Source organism: Okeania sp. SIO1H4 (genome assembly GCF_010672695.1).
In the GTDB taxonomy this organism is placed as follows: Bacteria; Cyanobacteriota; Cyanobacteriia; order Cyanobacteriales; family Microcoleaceae; genus Okeania; species Okeania hirsuta.
In genome coordinates this window covers 23,801-43,792 of the sequence record NZ_JAAHGB010000017.1, presented here as the reverse complement: position 1 = coordinate 43,792, position 19,992 = coordinate 23,801, and the positions used below count along the sequence as shown (strand labels likewise).

Annotated in this window: 17 protein-coding genes and 2 pseudogenes; 9 read left to right on the top strand and 10 right to left on the bottom strand. The window is 33.2% G+C overall.

Annotation, left to right across the window (positions count from 1 at the left end; all coding sequences use genetic code 11):
- The first annotated feature begins 541 nt into the window (after nt 1-541).
- The 7 genes and pseudogenes from F6K06_RS14645 to F6K06_RS14615 all read left to right on the top strand — a co-directional run bounded on the left by F6K06_RS14645 (nt 542) and on the right by F6K06_RS14615 (nt 8,985).
- A complete protein-coding gene (locus F6K06_RS14645) occupies nt 542-1,129 on the top strand; it encodes an aminodeoxychorismate/anthranilate synthase component II (protein ID WP_124154739.1) in 588 nt (195 codons plus the stop codon).
- A gap of 1,810 nt (nt 1,130-2,939) precedes the next feature.
- Entirely contained in the window at nt 2,940-3,755 is an 816-nt protein-coding gene (locus tag F6K06_RS14640) for an MBL fold metallo-hydrolase (protein WP_287241806.1), read from the top strand.
- Between the two features lie 118 nt (nt 3,756-3,873).
- The gene (locus tag F6K06_RS14635) at nt 3,874-4,443 is read left to right on the top strand and encodes a fasciclin domain-containing protein (RefSeq protein WP_124145349.1); all 570 of its coding nucleotides are present in this window, start codon (nt 3,874-3,876) and stop codon (nt 4,441-4,443) included.
- Between the two features lie 176 nt (nt 4,444-4,619).
- Nucleotides 4,620-5,180: a fasciclin domain-containing protein gene (locus F6K06_RS14630; protein ID WP_124145348.1), complete on the top strand. Its 561-nt coding sequence runs from the start codon at nt 4,620-4,622 to the stop codon at nt 5,178-5,180.
- Nucleotides 5,181-5,505: 325 nt separating this feature from the next.
- Nucleotides 5,506-5,709, top strand: coding sequence for a hypothetical protein (locus F6K06_RS14625; RefSeq protein WP_124145347.1), 204 nt, complete (start codon nt 5,506-5,508; stop codon nt 5,707-5,709).
- A gap of 169 nt (nt 5,710-5,878) precedes the next feature.
- Nucleotides 5,879-7,069 (top strand): glycosyltransferase, encoded by a 1,191-nt coding sequence (locus tag F6K06_RS14620; protein WP_124145346.1) that lies wholly within the window; start codon nt 5,879-5,881, stop codon nt 7,067-7,069.
- A 635-nt stretch (nt 7,070-7,704) separates the two neighbouring features.
- Nucleotides 7,705-8,985: pseudogene (locus F6K06_RS14615) on the top strand (CapA family protein).
- Between the two features lie 130 nt (nt 8,986-9,115).
- Here F6K06_RS14615 and F6K06_RS14610 read toward each other — a convergent pair.
- The 4 genes from F6K06_RS14610 to F6K06_RS14595 form a co-directional block, all read right to left on the bottom strand.
- Nucleotides 9,116-9,676: a Uma2 family endonuclease gene (locus tag F6K06_RS14610; protein WP_124145344.1), complete on the bottom strand. Its 561-nt coding sequence runs from the start codon at nt 9,674-9,676 to the stop codon at nt 9,116-9,118.
- Between the two features lie 224 nt (nt 9,677-9,900).
- On the bottom strand, nt 9,901-10,476 hold the full coding sequence (locus F6K06_RS14605) for a hypothetical protein (protein ID WP_124145343.1): 576 nt from the start codon (nt 10,474-10,476) through the stop codon (nt 9,901-9,903).
- Nucleotides 10,477-10,732: 256 nt separating this feature from the next.
- Entirely contained in the window at nt 10,733-12,643 is a 1,911-nt protein-coding gene (locus tag F6K06_RS14600; RefSeq protein ID WP_124154740.1) for a hypothetical protein, read from the bottom strand.
- Between the two features lie 1,155 nt (nt 12,644-13,798).
- Nucleotides 13,799-14,827, bottom strand: coding sequence for a Gfo/Idh/MocA family protein (locus F6K06_RS14595; RefSeq protein WP_124145341.1), 1,029 nt, complete (start codon nt 14,825-14,827; stop codon nt 13,799-13,801).
- Between the two features lie 1,144 nt (nt 14,828-15,971).
- Here F6K06_RS14595 and F6K06_RS14590 point away from each other — a divergent pair.
- Both F6K06_RS14590 and F6K06_RS14585 read left to right on the top strand, forming a co-directional pair.
- The gene (locus F6K06_RS14590) at nt 15,972-16,664 is read left to right on the top strand and encodes a dienelactone hydrolase family protein (RefSeq protein ID WP_124145340.1); all 693 of its coding nucleotides are present in this window, start codon (nt 15,972-15,974) and stop codon (nt 16,662-16,664) included.
- A 328-nt stretch (nt 16,665-16,992) separates the two neighbouring features.
- Entirely contained in the window at nt 16,993-17,451 is a 459-nt protein-coding gene (locus F6K06_RS14585; RefSeq protein ID WP_124145339.1) for a COP23 domain-containing protein, read from the top strand.
- A gap of 546 nt (nt 17,452-17,997) precedes the next feature.
- Here F6K06_RS14585 and F6K06_RS14580 read toward each other — a convergent pair.
- From F6K06_RS14580 to F6K06_RS14555, 6 genes and pseudogenes are all read right to left on the bottom strand, one after another.
- Nucleotides 17,998-18,165: pseudogene (locus F6K06_RS14580) on the bottom strand (zinc ribbon domain-containing protein); the annotation flags it as partial.
- 12 nt (nt 18,166-18,177) lie between these two features.
- Entirely contained in the window at nt 18,178-18,405 is a 228-nt protein-coding gene (locus F6K06_RS14575) for a transposase (protein ID WP_240038979.1), read from the bottom strand.
- Between the two features lie 72 nt (nt 18,406-18,477).
- The gene (locus F6K06_RS14570; RefSeq protein WP_275670385.1) at nt 18,478-18,642 is read right to left on the bottom strand and encodes a transposase; all 165 of its coding nucleotides are present in this window, start codon (nt 18,640-18,642) and stop codon (nt 18,478-18,480) included.
- A 151-nt stretch (nt 18,643-18,793) separates the two neighbouring features.
- A complete protein-coding gene (locus F6K06_RS14565) occupies nt 18,794-19,060 on the bottom strand; it encodes a hypothetical protein (protein ID WP_240038977.1) in 267 nt (88 codons plus the stop codon).
- 153 nt (nt 19,061-19,213) lie between these two features.
- On the bottom strand, nt 19,214-19,303 hold the full coding sequence (locus tag F6K06_RS14560) for a helix-turn-helix domain-containing protein (protein WP_240038976.1): 90 nt from the start codon (nt 19,301-19,303) through the stop codon (nt 19,214-19,216).
- Between the two features lie 143 nt (nt 19,304-19,446).
- On the bottom strand, nt 19,447-19,884 hold the full coding sequence (locus F6K06_RS14555; RefSeq protein ID WP_124145338.1) for a hypothetical protein: 438 nt from the start codon (nt 19,882-19,884) through the stop codon (nt 19,447-19,449).
- Nucleotides 19,885-19,992: the final 108 nt, after the last annotated feature.

The window sequence follows — 19,992 nt, the reverse complement described above, 5'->3', positions numbered from 1 at the left end:
GCCATCCTGCACTAGGGATTATCGCTTTGATTGATTAAATGGGGTGCAAGATTTGAGATTTTAAGTTGATATTTAATGAAATTTCAAACAAGAGTTGGTTATTTACTAACAGTAAAAAGTCCGGCAAACCTTCTTCTATGTTACCTGTTGTCTTTTGCCTGTTGCCTAAAAGCGACCAGTTTTTTTACCTAACTCAAATAAAATTACTATATAAGTTTTTGCCATTATCAAAGCATCTGGCTTTTTACAGTAAAAATAATTTTTACTGGAGTAGAGGTCTAGCTATAATCAAAGTATTTTGAAAGTTGTTTGGTAAAAAAAATACTTCTTGCATCAGTGCAATGAAGCTAGAACTTTAATAAAATTAGAGTGTTGTTCGTGCTTTAGTTGCTATTTTTCTCTTTAGCTCAGTAGTAAAACTTTCAGTTTTATGAATCTTAGTCTTGAGAAATTATTTCTCAAAATAACTAATCAGAAAAATTAGCGATCGCTTGTCGATCAAGAGATTCAATATATCTAGGAAATGAAGGAGTAAAACACTTTGATTATAGTTATAGATAATTACGATAGTTTTACCTACAACTTAGTACAATATTTAGGTGAATTGGGTGCAGAATTAGCAGTTGCAGCTAATGTTAAAGTTTTCCGTAATGATAAAATTTCTTTGGCAGAAATTAATGAGTTGAAACCTGATGGAGTGGTTATTTCTCCAGGTCCTGGTCGCCCTGAAGATGCCGGAATTTCTCAAGTATTAATTAAAGAATTAGGAGCAAGTTTACCTATATTGGGAGTGTGTCTCGGTCATCAAAGTATTGGTCAAGTATTTGGAGGGAAAATTGTTGCTGCCCCAGAATTAATGCACGGTAAAACTTCTGAAATTTATCATCACGGAGTAGGAATTTTTGCAGGGTTAGATAATCCTATAATTGCTACGAGATATCATAGTTTAGTTATAGAGAAGGAAAGTTTTCCTGAAGTATTAGAAATTACGGGATGGGTTGAGGATGGAACTATTATGGGTGTTAGACATAGAAATTATCCTCATATTCAGGGCGTACAATTTCATCCAGAAAGTATCTTAACTAATTCTGGAAAGTTGTTAATGAGAAATTTTTTGGCAGGGTTGTAGAAATTTGAATAAGGGTTTTTAACTGTTGGTAGAAGTAAGGAAGAAGGAAGAAGGAAGAAGGAAGAAAAAAGAAATATTGAATAAAAAAAGGTAAATCTATTTATAGATATAACTATCTAAAATGAATTGGAGAAGCTCTTTTTAAGTATCTCCGATAGAGATGCACCAAATGAAGTGCATTTTTTTTTAAACTGGTATTACCCTGTTAAAAGTCAGAATTATCCCAATTTAATACTTAATTACTATAATAAACCATACTTTGTTGATATTTCCCACAACAACCCACCCGCTTCATAGACTTTCATAAAATCAGGATATTGCTCATACCATTTCTCAGCAGCAATATTCCATTTTATTCCCGGTTCCTGTCGAGAAGTTCCCGGAATAGCTACGCCATGAGGGTCATTTCAGTTATCAGTTATTAGTTATCTCCAGTAGGAGATTGAATTTTATTTCGAGATAAAACCAGGAAAATATGTTACATGATAAATATAATAAACGTGCTGATTGGTATCAAAAACAACCTAAACAATTATCATTGTTTGAGTAATAAAATAAGTAGGCAACAATAATACTGCCTACTTTCAGAAGCCTACCGATTGCACTGAGTAATACAGGATACCAACGTACCCTATATAAACCCTTTATCTACTTAAAAATCTTATACTTGTAGGCTATGCAAAGTACAGCCATCGACCCAACCAGAAAGACTAAAAACTGAGGGTTTGCAGATAACGTTAGGAGTGCTGCTGCTAGCTGAAACATATCTAGGGCAATGGAAGAGATTTTGATTTTTTGATTTTTCATTTTATCTACCTCTATTATGAGTGTGAAGTTTTATTGCACTTGCATTTTTTCCTGAAGAGCTTGACAAATACTAGAAAAGTAGATAAACTAGGATTTAATAAGTAAGGTAGACATCAAAATCTCACTTATTCATATCGGATATGATGTCCAAATCTAACTTATGTATATCGGGTATATGTATTGGTTAGTTTTGCTTTACTAATACTATAGTCGCTTGTACTTACCGTTTCATATTTAGGCACATTTCCTAAAATACTTCTCATAGTATTTGGCATAAATGCTGTCTTCAGAGAAAAAACATGAGCTTTTTAAGCTCTCATACAATAGTATCCAGGCACTCGCTCAGTCGCTAAACTCTTTAGAGTGCCTGAAATTATGTACAATAAAAAAAAATAGCACTAATACTATATATTATATCTATTTAGAAAAAAAGTCAAGTATTTTGCAAGAATAAATTTTTATGAGTATAGAATTGATATACTCAAGTTTTTTACTTAATAGGCATTTTGTTGATCTTTACTGTTAGTTTAGCTTCATAGCACATCAACTCTTCTCAGGCTGCTAGAAAAAACCTTACATTAACGAACAAGAGCCGTAAAGCTAAATGCGGAGGTAGTTTACCTCGGCAATTTTTTGTTTTGAAATAAAAGAAGCTCGAAAAACTATTCCTCCAAATTAATATTTTATTTTTATTTGGCTATTCAGTTGTTTGGACAAACAGTTGCGAAAAGCTCGATTATCTAAAGTAGAAGGGCTAGAAAATCGTCGGCTAATAAATCGGTAACTAGACCCTAAAAGTAACAAAGTTATAGATACCAAATGGGTTCTATAGTAATAGAAAGAGAAAATATAGCAACCCGCGCTTATTTTGTAATATTTTATCTAACAGGGTTTGGTCTCCAAACTTAAGCGAAGATGGGATTTGGAAATCAAACCCCTACAGTTTCTTTTACAAATTATTTTATATTACTATAGCGTGAAACTTATAGTCAAACAAATTAAAATGAAAAGACGAAAATTTATACGTTATACACAAGCAAGTTTATTAGCCTTAATTGGAACAGGTTTAACATCTAAATTTCACCATTCTCAAGCACAAACAGGAGAATCTTTAACAATTAAATGGTTAGGACATACTTGCTTTTTATTTGAAGATGCAGCAACTAAAGTATTAGTAAATCCTTTTCGCCCAATAGGTTGTACTGCAGGATATCGCAACCCTATAGTAGATACAGATTTAATTTTAATTAGTAGTAGATTATTAGATGAGGGAGTAGTAGAAGGTTTTACAAGTAATCCACCACCAATGTTGTTATATGAACCTGGAGTTTATCAGGTTGATAATAGACAAATTCAAGGAATTCGTACTACTAAAGATAGAGAAGGTGGACGTCGCTTCGGGACTAATGTGGCTTGGTTATGGCAGCAAGCAGGAATCAAGATTTTACATTTAGGGGGACTAGCAAGTCCCATTGGCATAGAAGAACGTATTTTAATTGGTCGTCCAGATTTGCTGCTCATTCCTGTAGGTGGAGGGCCAAAAGCATATACTCCTTTAGAGGCAAAGCAGACATTGGAAGTGCTAAAACCCAGAATTGTGATTCCCACTCATTACAAAACTGAAGCTGCTGATGAAGCTACTTGTGATATTGCTCCTATCGAGGAATTTCTTGATGTGATGGAAGGAACTCCAGTCAGAGTTGTCAATCAGGATACAATTTCTATTACTAGAGCTGATGTTCCTCAAGAAGGCTCGATAATAGAAGTTTTGAGTTATGGATTCGATCAGGTATCTCCGGATTCTCTCGGAAGTAATTAAAAACTGAAAAGTAAAAGTTGAGTATGATTATGTAAATTATCTTGACACTTATTAAAATTTTGTTAAGATAAATAGAACTAAGTTTACACTTTTTAACAAACAGGAAAAGTAGATCGGTATGAATAATCAAAATAGTTTCAATATAGTGGAAAGAGCGATCGCTATTTTAGGATTAGTTGGTACTACCGCATTCTTCGGTCTACCCGCAGTAGCTAACTTCTCTCAAAAATCTTCCACTCAGTCAGTAGTTAACCAACCTTTACAAATTGCTGACTCTAACTCTAAGGATATTGTCGCAACTGCAGCAGAAGCAGGTCAATTCAATACTTTAGCTGCGGCACTAAAAGCTGCTGGTTTGGTAGAAGTGCTTCAAGGAGAAGGCCCTTTTACGGTATTTGCTCCTACTGACAAAGCATTTGCAGCTTTACCAGCAGGAACAGTAGAAAAGTTATTGTTACCAGAAAACAAAGATAAATTGGTAAAAATTCTGACTTATCATGTAGTTCCTGGCAAGGTAATGTCTGGCGATCTAGAATCTGGAATGGTTAAGACTGTCGAAGGTAGTAAAGTAAACATTGATGTTTCTAATTCAGGTGTAAAGGTTGGAAAAGCTAATGTAGTTAAGGCAGATGTACCTGCGAGTAATGGTGTAATTCATGTAATTGACACTGTAATTGTACCTGAATAATTAATTAGCGTTATATCGTGCATCGCAAATATCTAAATCTACCCCATTCTTAACTATGCTTATGAATGGGTTTTTTAATGAACTCAGAAGTTAAAGTTCTATATTTGAAATATTTTTAAGATAAGTTTCAGTTTTTGTACTATTGTTAATAACGTAGTTAATGGAATTGGGAAAACATGAATACCCAAAATCTTCTAAGTTTCTTCAAAAAGTCCATCAATATCTTAGGATTAATCTGTACTACCTTAGCGCTAATCTTTGCTAGTGCCTTTTATAGTCTACCCGCAGTAGCTAATCAGCAAGTAGTTAATCAACCCATACTAATTGCTTATGCTCAAGATATTGTCTCAACGGCAGTAGAAGCAGGTGAATTCAATACTTTAGCTGCGGCACTAAAAGCTGCTGATTTAGTAGAAGTGCTACAATATGGTGGCCCATTTACAGTATTTGCACCTACTGATGAAGCATTTGCAGCTTTACCTCCAGGATTAGTAGAATATTTATTACAGCCAGAAAACAAAGACAAACTAATTGATATTCTCACTTATCATGTAGTTCCTGGTGAGGTAACATCTGGCGACTTAGAATCTGGATACGTAAAAACTGTTGAAGGTGATGATATCTATGTTCAAGTTTCCTACAGAGGTGTAAAGGTGGATGATGCTAATGTAATTATTCCAGATGTACTTGCAACTAATGGTGTGATTCATGTTATCGATTCTGTAATTCTACCATAGAGATAATTAGTATTAAATTCTATTAAGTACCTAAGCAAAATTATTTACTTATTCTAATTCTTTGCGCTCTTGAGAAGGGAAATAATTTAGCTTGTTATAGATGTGTAATTAATTTTGCACGACCACTTATTAGCGATCGCTATCTTAGAAATAGAAATATTTTGAACATACCTCATTCAGAAGTAGAGTAAGAATGGGGTTTTTTAGTAAGTTTTATAAATTAAAGGAAAAAGCTATAGTTGAAGTTATAATTCAGAAGTCAGAAGTTAAATTATTGTTGTGACTAAACTTGAGACTTTTAGAATCTGCTAGTAGATAAAAAGGAATGGGAAGAAGTAGCTTTTTTATTCTGTTTCTCATTGGTGTTTTTTTCCCTATCTATTACTTAGGGTTTGCGCTCAAAAGTCTTTTAGTAGGGGTAGGAGACAGGAGACAGGGGACAGGAGACAGGAGAAATGGGAATTGTAGAGGAGGTAGTCGGAAAAATTGTAAGAGTGATTTTTCTGCCATAATTGCCCCAAAATACTAGCTTTTTGAGCTTGAGCGACCGAAAAACTTGCACTTTTTAAAGGCAAAAAAAGGCAGCAAACCAATATCAGTCAATACTTTGATATTTAATCCGCAAGCCCTACTTATACCAACGGAAATGATATAATTTTAATGCTAATCGCTGATAGCTGAATGCTAATTGCTAAAATATGAATTTGAGTTTTTGCATTATTGTTAAAAATGAGGAAAAAAACTTGCCTCGATGTTTGGCAAGTGTGAAAGATACGGTTGATGAAATGGTTGTTTTGGATACGGGTTCAACTGACCGAACGCCAGAAATAGCTCAAGAATTTGGTGCAAAAGTACATTATTTTGAATGGTGTAATGATTTTGCAGCAGCAAGAAATGAATCTTTGAAATATGTTACTGGTGATTGGGTTTTAGTATTAGATGCTGATGAATATCTCTCACCAAAAATAGCTCCACATATTCAGGAAGCAATAAAGAGCGATCGCTACATTTTAATTAATTTAATTAGAGAGGAAATAGGGGCGCAACAATCTCCATATTCTTTGGTTTCTCGTCTGTTTAGAAATCATCCTGAAATAAAATTTTCTCGACCTTATCACGCCATCGTTGATGATAGTATTACTGAGATTTTGGCGAAGGAATCTCACTGGGAAATAGCTTCGTTGCCAGATATAGCAGTTTTACATGAGGGTTATCAAAAGGGAGAAATTACTTCTAAAAATAAACTGCAAAGAGCAAAAGCAGCGATGGAAAGTTATTTTAGTAATCATCCTAATGATGTTTATGTTTGTAGTAAATTAGGTGCTTTGTATATAGAAATTGGGGAAAAACAGAAAGGAATGGAATTACTATTTCGAGGTTTACAAGACCCCGATATAGATAAAACAATTTTGTATGAGCTGCATTATCACTTAGCTATTGCCTATCGACAACAACAAGATATAGAAATGGCAAAGAGTCATTATAAAATAGCAATAGAATTAAATGTTATGCCGAAATTAAAGTTGGGAGCATACAATAATTTGGGTAGTTTGTTGAAAGAAGAAGGAAATTTACAGGATGCAAAAATTAACTATGAAATTGCTTTACAGATAGACCCTAATTTTGCAGTTGCTCACTATAACCGAGGAATGGTATTTAAAGAAATGGGTTGGTTTACCGAGGCGATCGCTTCTTATCAAAAGGCAATTCAGCTTGATAGTAATTATGCAGAAGCTTATCAAAATTTGGGAGTTGTATTGTTGAAAGTTGGTCAAGTGCAAGAAAGTTTAGAGGCATTTGGGAAGGCTATTAGTTTACATGAAAAATATAATCCTACAGAAGCAAAAAGAATTAGGCAAGGATTAGAGTCTATGGGTTTTATTTTGTAGGGAGTAGGGAGTAGGGGAGTGGGGGAGAATTCATTAATTGATAATTGATAATGGATAATTGATAATTAACTCTGGTTAAAACCGTTACGGAATTGAATATAAGGAAATATTATTTCTTCTCTTAGTCGATTGGATATGGTTAGGAAACCCATCCATCCCTCGACTGCTTTTTTCCCCTTAAAAGGGGAGGCTTCAAGGCGCGAATTATTTAATTATTAATTATTAATTATTCGGTAAAAATAAGAATAACTAACAATAACTGGTTAATAGTTATCAAAAAAAGTTATTTACTTAAGGATAGTTCATTAATGGATAATGGATAATTGATAATTACCTTTGGTTAAAACTGAGAGGATTGAATATAAGGAAATATTATTTCTTTTTTTTCTCTTAAAAGAGGAGGCTTCAAGGCGCGAATTATTTAATTATTAATTATTAATTATTCGGTAATTATTAATTATTAATTGTTGAAAGCAGCTTCGGAGTTAGTGATACCAATTTGAAAAAAGAATGTTACGAATAATAAGTGCAATAAAAATATTTTGCAGAAAATGTCCCTTTGACAAAGCGGTGCTACCCCGCGACGACTTCTAAGATAATCAGTTAATAGCTGATAGCTGACTGCTGACTGCTGAATGCTTACATACAATTCCAATAACTTGAGTAAATTAAAAATGATTATTTGGATCGATAAATTCAGGAATTTTGAGCATAAGAAGTTAATTAGGTTTATTTTTCTGAGTGGAATACTATTTATTTCTAGTTGTAATATATCCCTCGAATCTAAAACAGAAAAACTACCAGAAACTTTACCTGTAGAGTCACCTAGATCGCCTGAACCAACTCCCTATATTACCGAGGCAAAATTAATGGCAGTTGGAGATATTATGATGCACGGTATGCAAATCAAATCTGGTTATAATTCTCAAACTAAAACTTATTCTTATCAAGCTTTTTTCACAGAAGTAAAAGATATTTTATCTGCTGGTGATTGGGTAATTGGTAATCTAGAAACAACATTAGCAGGACCTGAATCTGGATATACAGGATATCCTTTATTTAATGCTCCGGCAACATTAGCTGATGCTATTAAATGGGCAGGTTTTAATATTTTAACTACTGCTAATAATCATTCATTAGATAGACGAGAAAAAGGTCTGTTGAAAACTCTAGAAAATTTACGCGATCGCGACCTTTATCCAGTAGGTACAGCAGCATCTTTAGCAGAATCTCAACAGATTTTAATAGTAGAAAAAAATGAGATTTTGATGGCTTTCTTAGCTTAAACTTACGGAACTAATGGCATCCCTATTCCTAAAGGCAAAGATTACCTGGTAAATTTAATTGACGAACAAAAAATTATTCAAGATATTACTAGAGCAAGAGAAAAAGGAGCAGATATTGTTACAGTTTCTCTACATTTTGGTGCGGAATATCAACGTCTACCTAATACTAAACAAAAACAATTAGTGGAAAGTTTGGTTAATGGAGGAGCTGATATTATTTTGGGTAGTCATCCTCATGTAGTTCAACCTTATAAAACTTTTAAAATTACTGAAAAAAATGGAGAGACTCGTCAAGCTGTTGCGATTTATTCTATGGGAAACTTTATTTCCAATCAAACTAGAAAATATACTGATTTGGGAGTAATTTTTCAGGTTAATATTCAGAAAAGTTTTCCAGAAGAAACTATTGAAATTTCTGATGTAGAAGCTTTACCGACATGGGTACATCGTTATCGAAAAAATGGAAAATTAAACTTTCGGGTTTTGCCTTTAGAAGAAGTTGTTACTAATAAAAATGACCCTTTACTTAAATCTAGAGATTATTTGTTGCTGGAGAAATATTTAACTCAAATGAATAGTCATATTAATTCGTTAAATATAGTAGAAGCAGAAAAAGTGTCAAAGGAGTAATATTATTTTGAAAATAATTATTTATAAAACTGTAGCTTGGGTTGCGCTTTCGCTTAACCCAAATCAATAAAATATAGAACCATTTGCTATCTTTATGCTTGCCACCATCAAATCAGGAAATAGCCAAATTTCATCCTAATATTTCATCCACTTGAATATTAATACTTGGAAACCTTTGAACAGATAAACTTTGACCCCGCTGTAATTTTTGCACTTGTTCATAACCACTGGCAATAGGTTTTCTATATACCTCCACACATTGTTCGTTAATATCTACCAACCAAACCTCAATAATATTATCTTCCCCATAGAGAGGAATTTTGACTTCCCGGTCTAATTTAATAGTAGTATCTGCAACTTCCACTATGAGGAATATGTCCGCAGGCTTAGGATGTCCAGATTCATAAAAATCTGCCTTCGGTGCCAATAAAGCTATATCCGGTTGTGGTTCGGAATAATCATCTAATTCAACTGGGTTTTGAACGCTTACTAAAACGCGATCGCCTAACTTTTGAGAAAATAGTTGAGTTAAACGATTTACACAAGCGGAATGGTGACGACCTACTGGGGACATTTGGAAAATTTCTCCTCGAATTAACTCTAAGCGCTCATTTTCTTTGAGGATACCAACTTGAGGCATTTCATTGTATTCTTTGACATTAAATTGTCGTTTCAGCAATTCCAGTGACATGATTAATAATGGATAATTGATAATGGATAATTGATAGTCCAGTAGGGTGCGCTAATGAAATGTAACGCACCACCTATCCTAAATATTTCTGGCAAAAATAACTTTCCTTCATAACTGAAGTTACCAAATATCAAGAATTTGCTCGAACAAATAATATTTAGAAATAGAAAATCTAAATATCGCAAAATTTATGGTAATTGGTATTACTTCTGCTCTAAATGCCTTTACTTAGAACAGCACACAACCCAAGTACTTCCATGATGCCATTCACCACCATATGTATTCGGATTTGAATACGGTTTGCCCCATGGCCAGGCATATTCCACAGGTTCACTACAACCCTTATTATGATGTATGCGGTTGTCGTACCTATTATTATTTGATACCCAAACAAAGGGCACTTGAGAACAACTTTTCTGTTCTCTATTATTAGCAGCACAAATCTCTTTTCCAGTCTTACCAAGATACGAAGGTGGTACATGAGCAGCTAATGCTCCAGGTACAGATGAGCAAAATTTATCAGCATCAGACTTTGTAACAATTACTCTAACATTTTCAATAGATCCCAGAGAGGCAATTTTCCCTTTAGCTTCCTCCATTACTTTTTCTGTTTCTTTCTCAAAATCTTTTAGAGCTTTATCCTTTTCTTCTCTTATTTTCTCAGGTTTTAAGTCTTTGACTTGCTCTTTAAGGTTTTTAACATCTGCACGTATTCCACCAAAAAAGAGAGGTATACCTACAAATGCAGTTAGTATTGTAACTAACCCCGCGCCTAATTCAATCTTTCTCAGAAGATCCACTATTTACACCTCCAGCTAAATTTAATTCATAGCTTTTGTATTTTAATTCTCTATTAATTATAACTTTTGTTTTTTTGGGCATAATTTTAGGGATTATAGTGTTGGGTTTATCCTGTGGATAAGTTGCACTAACGTTACTTAACTCAACCTACCCTAATTTATCAACAGGAGTTACGCAAAAGGTAAAATTATACACCATTTGTATAGGGTAACGGCCGTTAACTATATATGTTGGTTATGAGTAAATCCTGATCGATTAATCATCATTTTTACTCTCATATCCAGCTTTTAACTCAATTACTTCTGTAGGTATAATTTTCGGAATATTTGTTTCCGCAGGTTGTAAATTAGTTTGATTTGATGGTTTAACGTAACTATTTTTAATTTCCTCAAGCCAATTAATCATTAAAACTTCTATTTCTTCAAAAGTTTGTTTTTCTTGCAATTCTGATAGAAACTTAGTTGTAAACTGTCTGACTAACTGTTGTCTAAGTTTGATACTTACCGCATCTGGTTGTGTTTGATAAACTTTTTGTGGACTTGTAGCAATTGTACTTGATATTTGTATCACTAAATTATTAGCAATTTTATCCGGTAAACGACGTAAAAAAGGTATTTTTTGTAAACGTCTATATATAGATAACTGCTGCATAGACTTTTCAACTTGATAGCGTAAAAAATCTTCAATATCTGGAGAAATTTCTGGAAGAACTCTACAAGCAGTTACTTCAAGTATATTGTTAATAATTTCCTGAATGTTTCCATAGTCATTTTTATCTACATCAACTTTCTCTGATTTATTTTTTGATTCAAATATAGCTTTTTTTAGAGAACCTTTACCAATATTATTCTGAAGCTGATTAATACTCCCACCTACCACAACTTGAATTATTTCCTGAGCAAAACTACCAATAAGTTTGAATCGAATATTTGTGTAGAACTGTTTCATGTCTGGCAATTTAACTTTCTGTAAACGAATAAATACAGTAATTATTCGCAGTGAAGGTAGCCAAGGTTGTAATAAAAAAACATCATACCAACGCTTTTTAACAGTACCCCACAAACTTAAATTAGAACGACTACTAATTAGTAAAGTCCGCCCAATAAACTCTATCCAAAATATAATCATCCAAGGTAAATCTACTAACCAAAATCTATCTACAAATTCCCCATCCTTACCCAAATCACGAAAGTAAAAAGAGAGCATTAAAAATTGAATATTTTCTGAAAAAAAATCTAACTCTTGTTCCCATTGATATCTTTCTAGATATTGACTACTCCAGAAAGTATTAAACGCTATTTTTGATGATTTATCTGCCAACAAAATTTCTGGTGCTAAATATTGGAGCAGGTTTAATGAATGTAAAATTTGAAGAGTAGGAGTTAAACTCACATTACTATCTGGAATCTGGCTATAAATATGTTGCTTCATCCGGTATTTTATTTGAGTTAAAACTAAAATCTGATTAACTATCTGGAAATCATAATCTCTATCAATTAATTCCGTACTACTACTGCGTAATTCTTGTAGTAAAGATTCTATTTCTTCTCCTTCTAGACCTTTTTTTTCGAGTAATATCTTTAGTTCATTCACTGCAATTAGATAATTTTGTGAATCTCGGAATGGCTCTATTCCTTTAATTAAATCATACTGTAATTTTGGCTCATACAATAATATTAAAGGACGAATTTTTTGGTTGAAAAATTCTAACTGACCTTGCCAACCTTGTGTTTCTAAGTAATTTTCATCCCAAAACATCTGTACTGCTTGTGAAAAACTTTCTATTCTGGTGTGAGTAGTGAATATTTGCCTAATTTTTGCTAAACTTCCATGAGTATCAATGACTTTAAATGGAGGACGATTAATGAATATTTCAAAGCTACTAATGCGTAAATCGTCTAATAAATTTTCTACTTTTGGTGACTCTAAACCATTCTTTTCTAACTCCTCTTGTAGATTATCTACTTTTTGGAGATATTTTTTTTGAGGAGTATCAGTGATTGTTTGTAGGTATAAATCTATTTTTAAGTACCAATGACGGATTTTTATATAGGTAATATCAAATATTACTAACATGACATTAGCAAGAATTAGTAATGCCATAATTCGTTCACTCAGTAATAGTAAAAGTGAACGGTGAGACTTCGGAAATTTTTTGGATAACATAGTTATATAGTTTGGACTTTAAAATTTCCTATTGCTAAACTCTTATACCAATTTTATATGAGGCTACACATAATTAGGTGTTAGGTCGTAGGTAGCGTTGTCTTATACAAATTTTATGTGAGGTGGCACAGAATTATGAAATTTATTAACTTGTCTATCTAGATCTACATTCAATTATGATTAATATATTATTCTATGCAACTTAGAAATGAATTTGGTATTAATATATTTTCTTTTATAGCAAAACTAATAAATTATTTTAGGATTGATATTTAGTTGATTTAAATTGATATAGTAGTCGAAGGAAAGGGCACGGATATATCAAAAGCTTAAGACTCAGACAAGGCCAGATTTTTCCTTATCTCCTAGATAATTAATCGCCTTCTTCCTTCTTCCTTCTTCTTTCTTTTTTCTGCTATAAATAGTCATAATTAAGTACTATAAAATGCACCAATATCAACTAATTAACAATAAATTTTTAGCTAAAACTATATAAGTTATAAATAGCAAAAATTTGTCCTACCGAATTTACCTCTAACGATATAGGAAACTTATTTAAGTTGTGAAATATTGTAGACCCTGATAGAACACCGGATTTGAGAATAGTCAAATTATTACGAATAATTTAGGATTGCCATATCATATTTATCAGGACTTACGCATGCTTGACCTTGAAAACGCCATATGTAGGGGCGCAATTCGGAGCTTTGCGGAGCGCAAATGGCATTCGCCCTCACTGGATTTAGTGTCCATGCGTAAGTTCTGTTTATGCTAGATTTAAAAAAGTGGCTAGAACTAGGCTTATAAATTTGTTCTAAAAAAAATTAGGAATTTGATCATCTCTAAGCTCTGAAGGTTTCATTTAAGTGAAAAATTAGCCTTCTGAGTCGGAACTGTATTAACAGTAACTACCGCCATCTTTCAGTAGCTTGAAATCAGAAATATTTTAATCTTCATCCTCTTGTAGGACTACAGCCCTTAGTATAACCAAAAAGAAGCTTTTTACCTATTTTTTTTTGCCAAGTTAATTAGAAGGTAATAAGTTGTAGATTGCAAAATATCTACTACCTAAAACCTACCACCTACCACCTTCTTAAATTTTAGACCTAGTTTCAGAACCTAGTCATAAATTAATCAACCATACCTAGTCATAAATTAACCAACCATTTGTAATGACTTAGTAGTAAATTCTATTCCCATCCAACTACCTCCATTATTACTAGAATGACTAGCTTTTTCAGCTATCTCTAGAACTAAACCAGCTTCCATCAAAGAGAATGGTTCAGTATTTGGATTATTAGCACAATCTAGGAAATTCTCAATCAATCCATTAAACCAATTAGTATGACCAGGATCGTCAAAATATGTAGGCACAAAAATATGCTGAACAGGTTTATCTTTAACACTTAAAAACACATCATTATTTTCAATGCTAATTTCTCCTTCTGTCCCCTGAATTCTGTAATAAGCTTTTGGAATAGACCCTAAAGAACTGACACTAATATTGATTAATTTGTTCTCCCAATCTAAGCAAAAAACAGCTACATCTTCAAGTTGACTATTTGTTTCATTGAAACTTCTAGTATGTGCAGATATACGTTGAGGGAAACCACCAAATAAAGTTTGAGCAACAGAAATTGCATCTAAACCATGGTCTATCATAATACCACCACCAGATAGTTCTTTATCTTTTCCCCGTACACCTGGTTGAAAACCTACACCAAATATATTAAATGATGCAAATAAAGGTATCCCTATTTCACCTGAATTAATTAAGTAGGCAGCGTGAACGATTGAAGGAGCAAATTTATAATTATGACATGGATATAAAATACGTTTTCGTTCGTTTGCTATATTGACTAATTCATAGTATTCAGCTTTATTCAATACTAATGGTTTTTCACATAAGACGTGCTTATCTGCTGCTAATGCTTGTTTAATACTTTCTACATGAAAAGCATTAGGTAAACAAATATCTATTATGTCTATTTCACTAGAATATTCTTCTAATAAATCGTTGAATTGTTCATAAACTCGGATATCTGCATATTGTCGAAGCGCTGCTGCACGCCTAGATGTTACTGGATCTACTACTGCTGTGAGATGAATATCAGAACGATCTCTATATACTGGTACATGGGCTTTCTCTGCATTAAATCCAAAACCAACAATCGCTACTTTCACAATCTAAAATCCTCTTAAAGTATGTTAATTTTTAACATTTTTTTAACAAAACTTATAATTTTTGTCAAGTATTTTTTTTTGAAGTCCACTCTTAAATATCTTTCTGATTTTATTATGGATAAATTTTCTCCAATTTAACTCAATAATTTAGTAATCATAGCTTAAATAAGTTCAATTTTTTCTTGAATCAAAAATCTCAACTAAGAAATAGATATTACTCTTTGATATTTCTCAGATATATAGCATTTACATTTGGATTGTAAATATATTTTTGAATAAAAGGTAATAGAGAATAAAGTACACAAAAATTTTATATTGAAAAAACTACTTTTCTCTTTGTTATTTTTCATGGAAATGTTGTATTCAAGCAAAATTTAGTTAAATTAAATTTTAAGTATAACTATTCGAGTAATTAGCTTGATTATATTAACTTGAACCTGATTTAAAGAAATATAAAAATTCCCAGTTGTTAACTCACTCTTAATATCAACAATTACCGAGAGTATTAATAATATTTTTATAGTGTTTCTCAGACTAATGAGGTATACACTTATCTTTATTTCTATTCTATTCTTTTCCCTGTTCGCAGATCCGATGCTCCATAAAACAAACAAATTTTGTCCCTCACACCTCTTGGGAATTGCTATATCAAAATTATTTATTAAATGCTATTTTGAGACCATTCCTTATTTTTAGACAAAAAAAATCATGTCTCAAGCCTCCCTTTTTTAAATTATGCATCTTCTCGTCTCCATATTGTAGGAAGTCCTGATAACGTAATTCCTTTGTAATACCAAGTGTGAAAAAAGAATGCTATACTTAAGTTACAAGTGACACTTCAATTATTAAGTAATTAACAAATAATCAATTACTTTTTTGATAATTATTAGCCAGTTATTGTTAATTATTCTTATGTTTATTTCTCGCTCTCGGACGTTGCATGCAGCATCCCTACTACCCTACTCCTCAGCAGTGCAAAAATGTAGCAAACATTTATTACCCTTGAGATAAGAAGCTAGGGTAGCTCCTCTGTCAAGAGACTAATTGAAGCCCACAGTTCCTCCGGCAGGAAGCTAACTGAATTGACTGAATAATGTTAAAGTAATCTATAAATATAACGGCAATATCAAATCAATTAACCAAGATGAAAATTAAAATTCCCAGTAATAACGGCGAGACTTTTTCCGCTTACTTAAAAACACCTACTTCTACACCTGCTCCTGGATTAATAATTATCCAAGAAATTTTTGGAGTTAATGAAGTAATGCGTAATATAGCTGATGAATATGCTCAAGCAGGTTATGTGGCAATAGTCCCTGATTTATTTTGGCGTCAAGAAGCAGATATTGAACTTACCGATAAATCTGAGAATGACTGGCAAAAAGCATTTGAACTTTACCAACATTTTGATGAAAATAAAGGAATTGATGATTTAATTTCTACAATGAAAACTCTCAAAGAATTACCAGAATGTACTGGCAAAATTGGCAGTGTAGGTTTTTGTTTAGGAGGAAAACTCGCTTATTTAATGGCTACTCGTTCCCAAGCAAAATGTAACGTTAGTTATTATGGAGTTGGCATTGAAAAAAATCTTGATGAAGCTGCTAATATTCAAAATCCATTAATACTTCATCTTGCTGAAAAAGATGAATATGTTTCTCCAGAAATTCAGTCTCAACTAAAAATTGAATTGAGTAATTATCCTTTAGTAACAATACATTCTTATCCAAATATTAATCACGGCTTTGCTCGGATAGAAGGAAAAGACTATAACTTAGAAGCTACTAATCTTGCCCAAAGTCGCACTATAGAATTTTTCCAAAAATATCTTGACTAAGTTTTTAGTTTGACACTGAGTCACTATTTTTTAACCCACTCCCAATAAGTTGATTATTCTACATTATATCTGGTTGATTGACTGCTATTATTGGGAAGGTTTTATTGAACCGAAGTTAAGGCAGATAATAAATTGAATAAGGAATATAAGCAAAGCAAGTAATTTATTAATTAGAAATTATAACTACACAAGAATCACTGATAATCAAAGCTTCCATAATTTCCCAAGTATACTAAAAAAAAATTTGCTTAAATGCCATTACTGACAGTCAAGAACTATATATAAATTTATAGAATATTAGTATTGTTATCTATGTAGATTATAATCAATGAAAATTTTATCATTAACTTCTATTGTTGCTGCCACAGTAATTGGATTGTTAAATATTCCTATAAATCATCGTTCTGCTGAAGCTCAAACTACTAATTTTTTCTGTGGGAAAATCGGGGCAACTCCAGCAACAATAGCCACTAAACAAGGCAAAAATATTCCGATTATTCTCTGGAATTCTAATAATTATTTTACCGAATCAGGAGAAGATGCTCTGACTAGATGTACTAGAGTATCTGGAATTTTATCTACTCAACAAAGAAACGGATATCGAAGTATCACTGTCAGTATTTCTAAAAATGGACAGCCAATGATTTGTGCTGCTAATCCTCAAGATGGTTCTTGTAGATTATTATATCAAGTTCCTAATGGTCAAAATCCTCAACAAGCTAGACAAGAATTATTGAGAAGAGTTGCTAATCCTCAGCCAAATCTACCACCAATTACTATTTATTAAAAGAACAAGTATTAAGCAGAAAAACTTTTATAATGATGATAGGAAAAAAGTAGTTATCAGTTTTCAAAACTTGAGAAAAAGTCAAAGCCATAGCAAACATTGTTAACATTCCGAGACAAACCATGCTAATGTCTAGTTTTCAAGAAGGTGAAATATTAGGATATTGCAAAATTGTATATCATCCCCACAAACCTAACAAAAGTCAGGCAGGGGGAGGGCGTTTATGGATACAAGAAAGCCAGAAGTTCAAGTTATCCTTGACATCCTCTCCGGCCTGTTAGCGTTTGCGCAGCATTCCGATCGGAATACTCCTTTGTTAGCGCAGCTCCTCCGCAGGAGGCAAGAGGCAGGCACGGAGATTCCTACCGAGTCTTAGTTATTCGGTGGGTTGACGTTTTGCTGGCGCAAAACTCCGCTAACATTGGGTGCTGCACCCACCCCTATTACTCCCCTCCTAGGAAGGGATGGGGGTAGGTTACGCTTGCCTCCAGGTCCGTTTTTTGTCTCGGACTGCCCGCCCGCGACTAATATATTTATTGCTGCATTCTAGTCTCTATGGTGTTTTGCGCCACAGTTAAGGCATTCCCATTCTCGCATCTGAAGGTCTAACTTGCCACCTTTAAAGCCACAATTTGAGCAAACTTGACTTGTAGGTTCCCACCTGCTAATGACTCTAAAATCACGAGCGTATTTCTCAGCTTTTCCTTCTAAGAAAGTTCTAAATTGTCACCAACCTAAATCGGATATAGCTCTGGATAATTTGCGGTCTCTTGGTGCGTGTTCCCTTGCGACTGGCGTCATTGCGGAGTCGCACCGCTTTTTTACCATGCCAGAAAGGTTTCCTTCGGAATGCTTTGCAAACAAATCTTCTAAAACAACTGTTTGGTTGTCACGAATTATTTTAGTAGATAATTTATGCAAAAAATTAGTTCTTGTATCTTTGCAGTTTACCATGGAACTTAGCTACTCTAACCCGTGCTTTTTCATACCTTTTAGACCCTTGAGTTTTATTAGATAATGACTTGCTTAACTTTCGTTAGCACAGCTCCTCTGAAACAGGCTACTTCTTAATTGTTTTTTGAGTGGTTTTGGTGCATCAATCTTTGTACCATTACTCAAGGTTGCAAAGGTAGAAATGCCTAAATCTATACCTACTGAATTATCAGTATGAGCCAAGGTTTCTGGTATAATTTCTACTACAAAACTTAAGAAATATCTATTAGAGTTGTCGCTAAATAAAGGGAAAAAATCACTCTAACCTAGACAGAGCAATAATTCCAAGCATTTTTAATTTCCAATAGCTACAATCCTTACAAAACAAGGTTTTTGGGATTTTTTTCAGTTATAAAGCGACAACTCTATTAGCTGAGTCCTTGATAATTGTTACTGATGATGGAGCAGCACGCAACTCTCTTGACCAAACAATTTTCAGCTTTCCAATCTTAGCTAAATAAACTTGATGTTGACCAATTTTCAACCCTCCTTTTGTAAATCTTGCAGTTTGTTTTGATTTCCTGCTTTTGAATTTAGGAGGCTTAACAGGTTTACCTTTTCTCTGGCCTTTTGTTGATTTAAAAAAGTTTTGATAAGCTTGGTTTAAATCATTCAAAGATTGCTGCAATGGTATGCTGGAAACTTCTGAGAGCCACCCTCTACATTCAGTCTTCTTAGCCTGAGTAATAAACTGTTTTTGTAGTTCAGAATTAGTGGGTTTCTTTGCTCCCGATCTATACTTTTCTTGACAATAAGCTAGGATATCATTCTAAACAACACGGACAGAACCAAATAGCTTTGCTATTTGGTATCTTTGTCCCGGTGTTGGATATATACGATACTTAAATCTAGCTTTCATAATTCCTATCTAAACTAACAGCATGATAACATATCTATTGAAAAAAAAAGCTAAAAAGTCGCCCTAGAAGGGCGGGGCTTTAAACCCATTTTTTTGGTAAAATCTTCCAAGATCGAGAACCAAAAGGTTTTGGCTAATCCCAATTAAGCAGCCAAATCATCATTATTGAATAGCTCAAAAATCTGCCGACAGAAATATTTCAGTTTGGCAGCAGATTCTGTTGTGGGTTGGGTATTTCCCACAAAATGCCAGCCACCCACCGTTGATAATTTCCATTGTTCTCCGCGATGATCGTAACCAGCAACTTCCACTCCAATTACACGAGAATAAGCTTCAATAGGATCTTGATATAAACGAATTTGCACCAATAAACAACGACTTTCCAGAGACCTACTTCTACCAGGCAAATGAAAACCAATATCTATAGAATCTGGGTCAACTAACTCCAAAGTATCTGGATCGTTCATCCAGGGCTTGAGATCGACCTTAACATCTGCAAACTGGGACTTAAATAAATTTACTACTGAAGCAATTTTACTAGCTACTTGAAAATTTTTGGCCTGTTCTGCAGCATTTACCATATATACTCCTCAAGAATAAAATTTCAGATTATTAACTAACTAATTTAAGTAAAAATCAAAAACTGTGATTATTGGGACAATTATTAATAATTTTAGATTTTCTACTTA

What these genes read in the sequence shown, in the direction of transcription:
- F6K06_RS14625 (WP_124145347.1), top strand. Translation starts at nt 5,506, where the DNA reads ATGGGAAGAAGTAGCTTTTTTATTCTGTTTCTCATTGGTGTTTTTTTC.
- F6K06_RS14590 (WP_124145340.1), top strand. Translation starts at nt 15,972, where the DNA reads ATGAAAATTAAAATTCCCAGTAATAACGGCGAGACTTTTTCCGCTTAC.
- F6K06_RS14560 (WP_240038976.1), bottom strand. Translation starts at nt 19,303, where the DNA reads ATGAAAGCTAGATTTAAGTATCGTATATATCCAACACCGGGACAAAGA.
- F6K06_RS14585 (WP_124145339.1), top strand. Translation starts at nt 16,993, where the DNA reads ATGAAAATTTTATCATTAACTTCTATTGTTGCTGCCACAGTAATTGGA.
- F6K06_RS14555 (WP_124145338.1), bottom strand. Translation starts at nt 19,884, where the DNA reads ATGGTAAATGCTGCAGAACAGGCCAAAAATTTTCAAGTAGCTAGTAAA.
- F6K06_RS14575 (WP_240038979.1), bottom strand. Translation starts at nt 18,405, where the DNA reads ATGGTAAACTGCAAAGATACAAGAACTAATTTTTTGCATAAATTATCT.
- F6K06_RS14620 (WP_124145346.1), top strand. Translation starts at nt 5,879, where the DNA reads ATGAATTTGAGTTTTTGCATTATTGTTAAAAATGAGGAAAAAAACTTG.
- F6K06_RS14600 (WP_124154740.1), bottom strand. Translation starts at nt 12,643, where the DNA reads ATGTTATCCAAAAAATTTCCGAAGTCTCACCGTTCACTTTTACTATTA.
- F6K06_RS14630 (WP_124145348.1), top strand. Translation starts at nt 4,620, where the DNA reads ATGAATACCCAAAATCTTCTAAGTTTCTTCAAAAAGTCCATCAATATC.
- F6K06_RS14640 (WP_287241806.1), top strand. Translation starts at nt 2,940, where the DNA reads ATGAAAAGACGAAAATTTATACGTTATACACAAGCAAGTTTATTAGCC.
- F6K06_RS14610 (WP_124145344.1), bottom strand. Translation starts at nt 9,676, where the DNA reads ATGTCACTGGAATTGCTGAAACGACAATTTAATGTCAAAGAATACAAT.
- F6K06_RS14635 (WP_124145349.1), top strand. Translation starts at nt 3,874, where the DNA reads ATGAATAATCAAAATAGTTTCAATATAGTGGAAAGAGCGATCGCTATT.